The 12,152-nt window shown below is 66.2% G+C and carries 11 protein-coding genes; 6 read left to right on the top strand and 5 right to left on the bottom strand.

The window, feature by feature from the left end; all coding sequences use genetic code 11:
* Positions 1-171 precede the first annotated feature (171 nt).
* The 5 genes from ACP150_RS02050 to upp are packed head-to-tail and all read left to right on the top strand — an operon-like array spanning position 172 to position 4,685.
* Entirely contained in the window at positions 172-564 is a 393-nt protein-coding gene (locus ACP150_RS02050) for a cytidine deaminase (protein WP_424964877.1), read from the top strand.
* The gene (locus tag ACP150_RS02045) at positions 561-1,868 is read left to right on the top strand and encodes a thymidine phosphorylase (RefSeq protein WP_424964876.1); all 1,308 of its coding nucleotides are present in this window, start codon (positions 561-563) and stop codon (positions 1,866-1,868) included. The genes ACP150_RS02050 and ACP150_RS02045 overlap by 4 nt, the downstream gene beginning before the upstream one ends.
* Positions 1,865-3,064, top strand: a complete 1,200-nt coding sequence (locus tag ACP150_RS02040) for a phosphopentomutase (RefSeq protein WP_424964875.1) — start codon at positions 1,865-1,867, stop codon at positions 3,062-3,064. Before ACP150_RS02045 ends, ACP150_RS02040 begins: the two co-directional genes overlap by 4 nt.
* Entirely contained in the window at positions 3,061-4,056 is a 996-nt protein-coding gene (locus tag ACP150_RS02035) for an adenosine deaminase (protein ID WP_424964874.1), read from the top strand. The genes ACP150_RS02040 and ACP150_RS02035 overlap by 4 nt, the downstream gene beginning before the upstream one ends.
* Entirely contained in the window at positions 4,053-4,685 is a 633-nt protein-coding gene (upp, locus tag ACP150_RS02030; protein ID WP_424964873.1) for a uracil phosphoribosyltransferase, read from the top strand. The genes ACP150_RS02035 and upp overlap by 4 nt, the downstream gene beginning before the upstream one ends.
* Positions 4,686-4,688: 3 nt before the next feature.
* Here upp and ACP150_RS02025 read toward each other — a convergent pair whose 3' ends face one another.
* Both ACP150_RS02025 and ACP150_RS02020 read right to left on the bottom strand, forming a co-directional pair.
* Positions 4,689-5,705 (bottom strand): hypothetical protein, encoded by a 1,017-nt coding sequence (locus ACP150_RS02025; protein WP_424964872.1) that lies wholly within the window; start codon positions 5,703-5,705, stop codon positions 4,689-4,691.
* Positions 5,706-5,811: 106 nt separating this feature from the next.
* Positions 5,812-7,437 (bottom strand): AMP-binding protein, encoded by a 1,626-nt coding sequence (locus ACP150_RS02020; protein ID WP_424964871.1) that lies wholly within the window; start codon positions 7,435-7,437, stop codon positions 5,812-5,814.
* A gap of 80 nt (positions 7,438-7,517) precedes the next feature.
* Here ACP150_RS02020 and ACP150_RS02015 point away from each other — a divergent pair, with 80 nt between their 5' ends.
* Positions 7,518-8,495: a DMT family transporter gene (locus ACP150_RS02015; RefSeq protein ID WP_424964870.1), complete on the top strand. Its 978-nt coding sequence runs from the start codon at positions 7,518-7,520 to the stop codon at positions 8,493-8,495.
* Here ACP150_RS02015 and ACP150_RS02010 read toward each other — a convergent pair.
* The 3 genes from ACP150_RS02010 to ACP150_RS02000 are packed head-to-tail and all read right to left on the bottom strand — an operon-like array spanning position 8,404 to position 12,138.
* Entirely contained in the window at positions 8,404-9,381 is a 978-nt protein-coding gene (locus tag ACP150_RS02010) for a hypothetical protein (protein ID WP_424964869.1), read from the bottom strand. The genes ACP150_RS02015 and ACP150_RS02010 overlap by 92 nt on opposite strands.
* Before the next feature lie 31 nt (positions 9,382-9,412).
* Positions 9,413-11,623, bottom strand: coding sequence for a 3-hydroxyacyl-CoA dehydrogenase NAD-binding domain-containing protein (locus ACP150_RS02005; RefSeq protein ID WP_424964868.1), 2,211 nt, complete (start codon positions 11,621-11,623; stop codon positions 9,413-9,415).
* On the bottom strand, positions 11,620-12,138 hold the full coding sequence (locus tag ACP150_RS02000; RefSeq protein WP_424964867.1) for an NADAR family protein: 519 nt from the start codon (positions 12,136-12,138) through the stop codon (positions 11,620-11,622). The genes ACP150_RS02005 and ACP150_RS02000 overlap by 4 nt, the downstream gene beginning before the upstream one ends.
* Positions 12,139-12,152: the final 14 nt, after the last annotated feature.

The following is a 12,152-nucleotide window of genomic DNA, read 5'->3' as shown; positions in this document are numbered from 1 at the left end:
TCTCAAATTAGTTTAGACTTAAACCATCTCATTCCCCTAGGGAACGGAAATCCCTCTGCGCAGCTTGCGGCGGATCCACTCAGGGGGCTGAGCCGACCATAGGCTGCGGTTGCGGGCTTGCAAACCGCCGCGCCGCGCCGCACTCTTGCTCCGGATCAAGGAGGGTGTGGAATGGAGCTTCTGGACGCTGCTCGCGCGGTGCGTGAAAAGGCCTATGCGCCCTATTCGAATTTCAAGGTCGGCGCGGCGGTGCGCGGGGCCTCCGGCGCCGTTTATTCCGGGTGCAACGTGGAAAATGTTGCTTATCCCGAAGGGACTTGCGCCGAGGCGGGCGCGATTGCGGCCATGGTCGCCGCCGGTGAAACCGCGCTGGTCGAGGTCGCGGTGATCGCCGGCAGCCCGGATCCTGTGCCGCCCTGCGGCGGTTGCCGTCAGAAGCTCAAGGAATTCGGCGCGGCGGAGGTGCCGGTGCTGATGGCCACGACCTCGGGGGCCGAGTTGTCGATGACTTTGGGCGAGCTTTTGCCGGGCGCGTTCGATCCCGGCCATCTGGAGGGATCTTGACCACCCGCACCGTGATTGAGGCCGTTCGCGATCGCGCCCCGCTGCCTTCGGGGGCCTTGCGGAGCTTTGCAACGGGGCTTGCGGACGGGTCGGTTTCGGATGCGCAGGTCGGGGCCTTTGCCATGGCCGCCCTTCTGAACGGGCTCGGACCCGCGGGCCGCGTGCGCCTGACCGAAGCCATGCGCGACAGCGGCGATGTCCTGAGCTGGGACTTGCCGGGGCCGGTTCTGGACAAACATTCGACCGGCGGGATCGGGGACACGGTCTCGCTCTTGCTGGCGCCGGCGCTGGCGGCCTGCGGAGCCTATGTCCCGATGATCTCGGGACGGGGGCTCGGCCATACCGGGGGGACGCTGGACAAGCTCGAGGCGTTTGAGGGCTACCGCACCAATATCTCCGAAGCGCAGCTGCGCAAGGTCGTGGCCGAGACCGGCTGCGCGATCGTCGGGGCGACGGGCCGGATCGCCCCGGCGGATCGGCGGCTCTACGCGGTGCGCGATGTGACCGCCACGGTGGAGAGTATCGACCTGATCACCGCCTCGATCCTGTCCAAGAAACTGGCGGCGGGGCTCGGTGGGCTGGTGCTAGATGTCAAATGCGGCTCCGGGGCGTTTTTGCCGACGCCCGAAGCGGCAAAGGCGCTGGCCGAGGCGCTGGTCGAGACGGCCAATGGGGCCGGCTGCCCGACGCGCGCCTTGCTGACGGATATGGATCAGTCGCTGGCGACTGCGGCGGGCAACGCGCTGGAGCTCGCCGAGGTGCTGCGCATCCTGCGCGGAGAGGCCACGAGCCCGCGCCTGCGCGCCGCGACGGTGTCGCTGGGCGGGGCGCTGCTGTCGCTGGGCGGTTTGGCCGATGACACGGCGGCCGGGGAAGCTGCGATCGAGACTGCCCTGCGTGACGGGCGTGCCGCCGAGGTGTTCGAACGGATGGTCGCCGCGCTGGGCGGCCCGCGCGATGTGGTGTCCCAAGGGCTCGCGGGCCTGCCCGAGGCACCGATCCTGCGCGAGGTGCCCGCGCCGCATGCAGGCGTGCTCAACGGCTGCGATGCGCGGGCGCTGGGCTGGAGCGTCGTGTCCCTGGGCGGCGGGCGCCAGACCGAAGCGGACCGGGTGGATCCGGCAGTGGGCCTGTCCGAGATCCTGCCGCTGGGCACCGAGGTCGCCCCGGGTCAGCCCCTCGCACGGGTCCATGCAGCGCGCGAGGATGCCGCCGACCGGGCTGTGGCCGAGCTGCAGTCTGCGTTCACCATAGGTGCGGATTTCACGCCGCAACCGCTCATTCTTGGCGAGGTGGGACCATGACCCGGGCCTTTCTGATCGTGATGGACAGTGTCGGCTGCGGCGGGGCGCCGGATGCCGTCGCCTTCGGAGATGCGGGTGCGAACACGCTCGGCCATATCGCGCAAGCCTGCGCCGAGGGCCGCGCCGAAGAGGGGCGCAGCGGTCCATTGCGCATGCCGGTTCTGGATGGGCTTGGCCTTGGGGCGGCGATCACGCTGGCCTCGGGGATGGAGGCGCCAGGGCTCGGCGCCACGCCGCGGGGGCTCTGGGGGGCTGCGACCGAGATCTCGCCGGGCAAGGACACGCCCACGGGGCATTGGGAACTGGCGGGCGTGCCGGTGCCCTGGGACTGGACCGTCTTTCCCACAAGCGATCCGGTTTTCCCGGCTGATCTTCTGGCGCAGACCGCCGCGCTAGCAGGCACCGAGGGTACGCTCTGCAATGCCCATGCCTCGGGGACCGAGGTGATCTCGCGGCTCGGCGCGGAGCATATGCGCAGCGGTTGGCCGATCTGCTACACCTCCGCCGATAGCGTGTTCCAGATCGCCGCCCATGAAGAGGCGTTCGGGCTGGAGCGGCTGCTGAGCTTGTGCGAGACGCTCGCGCCGACGCTGCATGCGATGAAGGTCGGGCGGGTGATCGCGCGCCCGTTCCTCGGCTCCGAGGCCGAGGGGTTTACCCGTACCCAGAACCGCCGCGACTACGCCATCGCGCCACCCGGGGCGACGCTCTGCGACCGGGCGCAAGAGGCCGGTCGCCGGGTCCATGCGATCGGCAAGATCAAGGATATCTTCTCGGGCCAGGGCATCGATACCGTGGTCAAGGGCACGGATGCGGCCCTGATGGAGGCGCTGATCGCTGCCGGGGAGGTGGCCGAAGAGGGTGCGCTGGTCTTTGCGAATTTCGTCGAGTTCGACAGCCTTTATGGCCACCGTCGCGACGTGTCGGGCTATGCCCGCGCGCTGGAATGGTTCGACGCCGCCTTGCCCCGGTTTCTGGCCACGCTGCGCCCCGGGGATCTGGCGATCTTTACCGCCGATCATGGCAATGATCCGACCTGGCAGGGCAGTGAGCACACGCGCGAGCGGGTCCCTGTGATTGGCTGGGGTGTAGGGGCCAAATCCATCGGTCATGTTGGATTTCAGAATGTCGGGGCCAGTGTGGCGGCGCATCTGGGATTGGAAATGTTGGAAAAAGACAAGGTGTTTTTGCCGTGAAAGAGCTTCCGAAACTGGAATTGCACCTCCACCTGGAGGGCGCAGCCCCGCCGGAGGTCATCCGCGAGCTGGCCGCCGAGAAACACGTCAACCTGACCGGTGTTTTCGATGAGACCGGGGCCTATCGCTACAAGGATTTCGTGGATTTCCTGCGGGTCTATGAGGCTGCCTGCACCGTGTTGCAGACGCCGCAGGATTTCTACCGCCTGACCCGGGCGGTGCTGGCGGCCTCGGCCGCAGAGGGTGTGATCTATACCGAAGCCTTCCTCAGCCCGGATTTCTGCGGGGGGCGGGATCTGGTCGCCTGGCGCGATTATCTGGCCGCAATCGAGGAGGCCGCTCGCGATGCTGAGGCTGCCGACGGGATCGTCCTGCGCGGGATCGTGACCTGCATCCGCCATTTCGGCCCGGACAAGGCGAAGGAAACCGCACTTTGTGCCGCCGAGACGGCGGGCGATTTCATCACCGGGCTGGGGCTTGCGGGGGATGAGAACATGGGCGCGCCCAAGGATTTCGCCTATGCGTTCGACATGGCGCGCGAGGCCGAGCTTGCCCTGACGGCCCATGCGGGCGAGTGGGGCGGTCCGCAATCAGTGCGCGATGCCTGGCAGGATCTCGGGGTTTCTCGGATCGGGCACGGGGTCCACGCGATCCAGGATCCGGCCCTGATGGAGGCGCTGGCCGAGGCCGGTGTCGTGCTCGAGGTCTGTCCGGGCTCCAACATCGCGCTCAAGGTCTACGAGGCCTGGCGCGACCACCCGATCGACCGTCTGCGCCGGGCCGGCGTGCCCGTCACCGTCAGCACAGATGATCCGCCGTTTTTCCACACGACCATGTCCCGCGAATACGAGAACCTCGCGCATCATTTCGGCTGGGACCTGCCCGAGTTTGCCGCCATCAGCGACACCGCCCTCGACGCCGCCTTCTGCGACGCGGAGACCAAGACCACCCTGCGCGCCAAACTGGACGCCACTTTCGGAGACCTCTCATGACCGAGCATTGCACAATCGTCGATCACCCGCTTGTGCAGCACAAGCTGACCCTGATGCGGGACAAGGCGACCTCCACCTCCGAGTTCCGGCGCCTCCTGCAGGAGATTTCGCTGCTGCTGGCCTATGAGGTCACGCGCGACCTGCCGCTGAAGAGTGAGCAGATCGAGACGCCGATCCAGCCCATGGATGCGCCCAAGCTGGAGGGCAAGAAGCTCGCGCTGATCTCGATCCTGCGGGCGGGCAACGGGTTGCTCGACGGGGTGTTGCAGCTGATCCCCTCGGCGCGGGTCGGCTTTGTTGGGCTCTACCGGGACGAGGAAACGCTTGAGCCGGTTCAGTACTACTTCAAGGTCCCCGACGCGTTGTCCGAACGCCGGGTGATCGCGGTGGACCCGATGCTGGCCACGGGCAATTCCTCGGCAGCGGCGATTGATCTGCTGAAAGAGGCTGGCGCGACGGACATCCGCTTTCTGTGCCTACTGGCCGCGCCCGAAGGGGTGGCGCGCATGAAAGAGGCCCATCCGGATGTGCCCGTGGTCACCGCCGCCGTGGACAGTCACCTGAACGAAAAGGGCTATATCGTGCCCGGTCTCGGGGATGCGGGCGACCGGCTCTTCGGCACCAAATAGGGGTTAGCCTTCGCAGAGGGCCTGCAGCACGATCCAGGAATTGTCGTCCAGCACGATAGGGCTCTCTGCGTCGCGGTAGGGGTCTGCCTCGATCAGGGCAAGCGTGGTCTCGCCCGTCACATCCAAGGCGCGCGCATAGGGCGTTGTCGCCACCCGCGCCCGGGCAAAACGGTTGAGCAGGGCGGCATCTGACACGTCGGGCGCCGGGGCCGTCAGCAGGTGGCGCGCATACCGAGACAGGGCGATGTCCGGGAAGTGCCCGGTGGTCAGAAAGCGCAAGGTGGTGAAGGTGCCAAGCTCCTCCAGCATGACGCGCAGGGGATCCGAGCTTTCGGCCTGGGCGAGCTTGGCGAGGATATGCCCGGCGGCCACATCCGCGGTCTCGTGATCCTCGATACTGCTGCGCCCCAGCACGATCAGTGGGCCGGGCAGCAAGAGCGGCTGTTCGACCCCCGTGCGCACCACATGGACCCGGGGCGCGTCCGGTCGGGCGACGCGCTGCACCAACTGGGTGAGCACGCGGCTGCCTTCGGGCGTGGTGCAGACCGGGCCGGTCATCGGCTCCAGCGCGCCGAGCACATTGACCCCGATGGCCGCGCGCTGGGCGATGGGTACGACCGAGGTCGCGTGGTCCTTGATCGCATCGGGCAGCCAGAGCGCCCCGAGCGTGGCCACCACCACCGCCGCGCTTACCGCGCTCAGCAGGCGCAAGCGCCCGGGCTTGGGCTCAGCCTTGCGCACGGCCTGCTGCACCTTTTCGATGGCGTCGATCATGTCGGGATCGGCAATCTCGAGGGTCTCATCCGCATCCGGTCCGGGCGTGAACAGCGCGGGCCGCACGCCGGGGTTTTGCCGCTCGATGGCGGGCAGGGACCAGTGCGACAGGGGGGCCTCGGTCTTGTCGGCAATCACCAGCGAGGCCGTGCCCACGAAGACATAGACATCGCGGCGCTGGGCCTCTTCCCCCGCGCGCCAAAGGCCCGTGGATTCCAGCCGGATATAGTCCTTGAGGGCGGTCACTCTGCCGAAATTGCCTGTTGGATATGCGTTGCCCGGCACCCTAGCGGGTTGTCCGGGCAGCCTCAATCACAAGCAGCGACCTCAGCGGGCAAAGCGCTCTGCGGGGTCAGATCGCAGCGGCTGTCTTGCGCAAGGCGAATTTCTGGATCTTCCCGGTCGAGGTCTTGGGAAGCTCCTGAAATACAACAACCTTTGGTGTCTTGAAGCCGGCCAGACGCTCGCGGGCGAAGGCGATGATCTCGGCCTCCTCGGCCTGCGCGCCATCCTTCAGCTCGACAAAGGCGCAGGGAACTTCGCCCCATTTGGGGTCCGGTTTCGCCACCACCGCACAAAGCAGCACCGCCGGGTGGTGCATGAGCACCCCCTCGACCTCGACCGACGAGATATTCTCGCCGCCCGAGATGATGATGTCCTTGGCCCGGTCCGCGATCTGGATATAGCCGTTGGGATGTTGCAGGGCGATGTCGCCGGAATGGAAATACCCCCCGGCAAAGGCTTCTTCGGTGGCCGTCGGGTTCTTGAAATAACCCTTCATCACCGAGTTGCCGCGCACCATGATCTCACCCGTGGTGCTGGCATCCATGGGGATCTGGTTCATCTCGGAGTCCATGACGGTGATATGATCCATCTGGGGCAGGGCCACGCCCTGTCGCGCCTTGATGGCCGCGCGCTCATCCTGGGGCAGCGCATCCCAGGCCGGGTCCCAGACGCATTCTGTGACATGGCCATAGGTCTCGGTCAGCCCATAGACCTGGATCACGTTGAAGCCGAGCTCCTCGATGGCGGCGAGGGTGGCGGCGGCGGGGGGCGCGCCCGCGGTCATCACCTCGACCGTGTGCTCGAACGGCCGCCGGGCGGTCTCGGGCGCGTTGACGATCATGTTCAGCACGATGGGCGCACCGCCAAAATGGGTCACGCCATGATCGGCAATTGCCCCATAGATCGCGTCCGCCGTGACATCGCGGCAGCAGACGACCGTGCCGCCCAGCATCGGCATCATCCAGCTGTGGTTCCAGCCATTGCAATGAAAGAGCGGGACGATGGCCATCCAGCGCGGGTAGAGCACCATGCGCCAGGACACCACGGTCCCCATGGTCATCAGATACGCCCCCCGGTGGTGATAGACCACGCCTTTGGGTCGCCCGGTCGTCCCGGATGTGTAGTTGAGCGCGAGGCTTTCCCATTCATCCTCGGGCATGTGCCAGGCATGGTCCGGATCGCCGCCCTCGAGAAACGCCTCGTATTCCGGATAGGTGCCCGTCGCATGGACCCCGGCGGCGTCATCGGCCACCTCGATCAGCATCGGGGCCGGGCCGTCCATCTGTTCGCAGGCCGCGACAGCAAGCGGCAGGAATTGCGGATCCACCAGCACCAGTTTCGCCCCGCCATGGGAGAAGATGTAAGAGACCGTGTCCACATCGAGCCGGATGTTGATCGTATTGAGCACCGCGCCGCAGGCGGGCACCCCGAAATGCGCCTCGACCATGGCGGGCACATTGGGCAGGAGCGTGGCGACCACGTCCCCCGGCACGATCCCGGCCTGCGCCAGCGCCGAGGCCAGCCGACTGACCCGGGCGTGATACTCGCCATAGGTGCTGCGCCGCGCGCCATAGACCCAGGCATCGTGATCCGCAAAGACATGCGCCGCGCGTTGCAAATGGCTCAGGGGTGTCAGGGGCACATGATTTGCCGCACATTTCCCCAGCCCGGTTTCGTCAGCCAGCCATCCCATCATGTCCTCCCAGAGCTTTTTTCCGAATAGACGTGGAGAGCGGCCCATGGTCAACTCCGCGCGAGACGAAAGGGCCTGTCATGCATCAATCAGCGAACCGCGTTCCGGCGGCGGCCGGGCTCATATTGGCGGCCATGCTGATCATCGGGTTCATCGACAACTTCGTCCGGGTCATCGCCGAGGATGCGGGGCTCTGGCAGTTTCATGCGGTGCGCAGCGCCATGGTGCTGCCTGTGCTGGGCGGTCTGGCGCTGATCTTTGGCTGGCCGCTCAGGGCGCGACGGCTCTGGGCGGTGCTGATCCGCTCGGCCCTGATGGCGACCTCGCTCCTGCTTTACTTTGGGGCGGTGGCGGTCCTGCCGATCTCGACCGCGGGGGCGGGGCTCTTTACCTCGCCAATCTTCGTGCTGGTGTTCAGCATCGGGCTTTTCGGGGCGCGGATTGGGCCATGGCGGGCCGGTGCGGTGGCCATCGGGTTCGCCGGCGTGCTTCTGGTGCTGCAGCCGGGGGGCGACGCGTTCACACCGGTGGCGATCGTCCCGGTGCTGGCCGGCGCGCTCTATGCCGCCGGATCCCTGGCCACGCGGCAACTCTGCGCCGAGGAAAGCCCCTATTGTCTCACATGGTGGTTCTTTGCTCTGCTCTTGGTCTACGGCGTGGTGGGGGCGGGCGTGCTGGCCGCAACCGGCTGGGGCGGCGCGCCCGGCACGGCGAGCTTCTTTGGCACTGGGTGGCAGCCCTTTACCGGACAATTCCTCACCCTCACCGTGGTGCAGGCGGCGGGTTCGCTGGTTGCGGTCGGGTTTCTCGTCCGGGCCTATCAGATCGCGGATCCGAGCTACGCCTCGGTCTTTGAATACAGCTTCCTGCTGTTTGCGGGGATTTGGGGCTATGTGCTCTGGGCGGAGCTTCCCGGTGCGCTGGCCTTCGGGGGGATCTGCTGCATTCTCGTGGCGGGCCTAGTGATCATTCTGCGCGGTCGTCAGGTGCCGGGGCCGGGCGGAGGGGCGCGGCGAGGCCCGGATTGCTCCGACCGATCAGGCGCCAGCCGAGACTGATCGCGCTCACCAAGGCCAGGGCGATGACCAGCGCCAGAAGCACCGCCTCGACCCGCAGCAAGACCCCCTCCGAGCCGAGGGCGTTGATCAGCAACACCGCCGAGGTGAAGGCCGCCGTGGACCACGGGGCCGGGTGGGGCAAGTAGCGCAGACCGAGGGCGACGAGGATCAGCGCCAGCGGCAGGGTGATCGCCGCGACCGGCGCGAACCAGGTGACGAGAAGCGCGCAGCCCGAGCCGAGCACCGCGCCCAGCCCATAGCTCACCGCACTCTGCCGGCTCTGATGGGGCGGGGAGAGGGCGCGCAGGATGAAGAGCAGGACGACCCAATAGCCATAGCTTTGATCGATCCAGGCCGTGACCTGCACCGACAGGAAGATCCCCACCCCCAGAAACACCGCAAGGGACAGTGCGACCTGCCCGGGCATGGGCGGTTGCGCGGCCTGGCCCGCGAATTTCAAAAGGGCCGTGATCAGCGCGCCCCAGCCAAGCCCGGCCGCGACGAAGGGCAGGGCCTCGACCGGCGGGGGCATGGTCGGGGCAAGGACCAGCGCGCTCCAGCCATAGAGCGCGAGGACAAAGGCGCGGCCTCCGGGCCTCCAGGCCTCGCGCGCGCAGCCCGCGATCAAGGCCAATGTGCAGATCCAGATCGTCAGAAGGCCGGGCAGCACGGCCAGGACCCCAATTGCCAGCAGCAGGGCAGCCGAGGCCAGATAGGCCATGCGGCGTTGGCCCAGCACATGCCCGCCAAAGGCCGGAATCAGCCCCACAACCAAAGTGACCCCGCCAGAGGCGGGGCCATAAAGCGCAATGATCGGCGCCAAGAGCAGGGCCCAGGCCCCGAGGATCGCCAAGAGGATCCGCCAGGGCAGTACGGCGCCGCGCAATCGCGGGGCGGAGGCTGGCTCCGCCACCGGGTCAGGCAGCCGCAGCGGCGGGGCGCGTCCCGAAGCGGCCATAGAAGGTCTCGCCCTTCTCGGCCATCTCCCGTAGGAGCGCGGGGGTGGAGAAACGCGCGCCATGGGTCTCGGTCAGCGCGTCGCAGATCTCGACCGCGCGGGCGGCCCCGATCATGTCGAGCCAGCTCAGAGGGCCGCCGGACCAGGGCGCGAAACCCCAGCCGAGGATGGCCCCCACATCGCCTTCGCGGATATCCATCAGGACCCCGTCCTCCAGCGCGCGCACGGCTTCCAGCACCTGCGCCATCAGCAGGCGATGCTGGACATTGGTGAGCTCCGGCTGATCCGCGGTCTCCGCGAACTTGTCGCCCAGACCCTCCCACAGCAGGCCGCGCTTGCCCTTTTCGTCATAGCTGTAGAAGCCTGCATTGGACTTGCGCCCGAGACGTCCTTCATCGGCCATCCAGAACAGAACCTCGTCCACGGCCTCGTCCGGATAGGCATCGCCCATGGCGGCCTTGGTCGCCTTGGCGATTTTCACGCCCAGATCGATGGAGGTCTCGTCCACCAGCTGCAGCGGCCCCAGCGGCATGCCCACCAGTTTCGCAGCATTCTCCACTAGCGCCGGGGTGACGCCCTCGGCGACCATGCGGATGCCCTCGTTGATATAAGGGATGATGCAGCGATTGGCGTAGAAGAAGCGCGCGTCATTGACCACGATCGGCGTCTTGCGGATCTGGCGCACGAAGTCGAGCGCCTTGGCCACGGCCACATCACCGGTCTCTTTGCCCTTGATGATCTCGACCAGCAGCATCTTGTCCACGGGCGAGAAGAAGTGGATGCCGATAAACTGCTCGGGCCGGGTGCTCGCCTTGGCCAGATCGGAGATCGGCAGGGTGGAGGTGTTGGTGGCAAAGATCGCGTCCGACGGGATCACGGCTTCGGCCTTGGCAGTCACCTCGGCCTTCACCCCGGGATCCTCGAACACCGCCTCGACCACCAGATCGCAGCCTTCAAGCGCGGCGTAATCCGTGGTGGCCGTGATGCGGTCCAGGACCTGCGCTTTCTTCTCAGGCGTGACCTTCTTGCGTGAGATCCCCTTGTCGAGGATGTCCTCGGCATGGGCCTTGCCGCGATCCGCGCTCTCTTGCGCGGCGTCGATCAGCACGACCTCGATCCCGGCATTGGCCGAGACATAGGCAATGCCCGCCCCCATCATGCCCGCACCGAGAATGCCAACCTTCTTGACCTTCTGATCGGCCACATCCGCGGGACGCACGGCCCCTTTTTCCAGTGCTTCCTTGTTGATGAAAAGCGACCGGATCATCGCCGAGGAGGACGGGTTCATCAGCACGTTGGTGAACCAGCGCGCCTCGATCTTCAGCGCTGTGTCAAACGGCACCATGGCGCCCTCATAGACCGCACTCAGCAGCGCCTTGGCCGCCGGGTAGACGCCCATGGTCCTGGAATGGATCATGGCGCTCGCGCCGACAAAGGTCATGAAGCCCGCCGGGTGATAGGGCGCGCCACCGGGGAACTTATACCCCTTCTGATCCCAGGGTTTGACGATATCGGAATCCTTGGCCGACAGGACCCAGGCCTTGGCGGCGGCTTGCAGCTCGTCTGCGGGCACAACCTCATCCACGATGCCCGCCAGCTTGGCTTTCTTCGGCTCGCTCAGCTTGCCCTCGAGTAGGATAGGAGCCGCCTGCATCGCGCCCAGCTTGCGCGAGACACGCATGGTGCCGCCCGCGCCGGGGAAGATGCCGACCATGATCTCCGGCAGGCCGATCTTGGCCTTGGGATTGTCTGCGGCAAAGATCCGGTGGCAGGCTAGCGGAATCTCGAGCCCGATGCCAAGTGCTGTGCCGGGCAGGGCGGCGGCAATCGGCTTGCCGCCCTTGTTGGTCTTGGGGTCCATGCCTGCGCGCTCGATCTTGCGCAGGATGCCATGCATGGCCATCACGCCCTCGAAGAGCCCGCGCGCCGGATCGTCGCCAGCATCCTCTTTCATCTTGGCAATGACGTTGAGGTCCATGCCGCCGGCAAAGCTGTCTTTGCCAGAGGTGATGATGATGCCCCTCACGGCCTCATCGGCCAGCGCCTGATCCACCAGCGCGTCGAGATCCTCGAACCCCTGCTGGTTCATGACGTTCATGGACTTGCCCTGGACATCCCAGGTGATGGTGGCGACGCCGTCGGCGTCTGTGCTCATGGTAAAATCGGTCATGGTGTGTCTCCTTGCGGTGCGCCAGCGCAGGCTTGGGCTTCTGCGGGGTGGCGCCGTATCAATGTGTCTCGAACCTTCGTAAGCGCTCGGCCGAGCAAGTTCTGACCTGGCCAAAGGTCAGGGTGTGTCGTGGTAGCCTGAGAGCTGTCGAGGCCGATGCCCCAGACCGTGTCCAACGGGCTCGCTTCGGCCAGATCACTCGGCAGCGTTTGGAAGAGTTTTCTTCGCAAACCTTTGTTCTGTTCGAACTTCGCGAGGTTGATAGCGAACACGAGCGCCTCCTTTTCGGCGTCCCAGATGTCGTCATCGAAACCCCGCACCGTCCTTCCGAGTGCCTTTTGCTTTCCTGGCTCGTTGGCCTGAACGATCTGTTCTGCGGTTTCGGTGTCTCCGAAGAGTTGGGCCTTGCCAAACATCATTGCCTGTTCAGCACAGTTGAACGTCCTGTCCCAGATTTGTATCCGGCAAGGATGCCACTGGCTGAGCGGGCCCTTCCAAAAGAAGTGATAAGGCAATGCCCAAGCCTCCT

Source organism: Dinoroseobacter sp. S375, assembly GCF_049800775.1.
GTDB lineage: Bacteria > Pseudomonadota > Alphaproteobacteria > Rhodobacterales > Rhodobacteraceae > Dinoroseobacter.
Note: the sequence above shows the minus strand (reverse complement) of the source record. Positions and strands in the feature narration are given on the sequence as shown.

Coding starts and splice junctions, on each gene's coding strand:
- ACP150_RS02015 (WP_424964870.1), top strand. CDS start 7,518: ATGCATCAATCAGCGAACCGCGTTCCGGCGGCGGCCGGGCTCATATTG.
- ACP150_RS02005 (WP_424964868.1), bottom strand. CDS start 11,623: ATGACCGATTTTACCATGAGCACAGACGCCGACGGCGTCGCCACCATC.
- ACP150_RS02020 (WP_424964871.1), bottom strand. CDS start 7,437: ATGGGATGGCTGGCTGACGAAACCGGGCTGGGGAAATGTGCGGCAAAT.
- ACP150_RS02050 (WP_424964877.1), top strand. CDS start 172: ATGGAGCTTCTGGACGCTGCTCGCGCGGTGCGTGAAAAGGCCTATGCG.
- upp (WP_424964873.1), top strand. CDS start 4,053: ATGACCGAGCATTGCACAATCGTCGATCACCCGCTTGTGCAGCACAAG.
- ACP150_RS02040 (WP_424964875.1), top strand. CDS start 1,865: ATGACCCGGGCCTTTCTGATCGTGATGGACAGTGTCGGCTGCGGCGGG.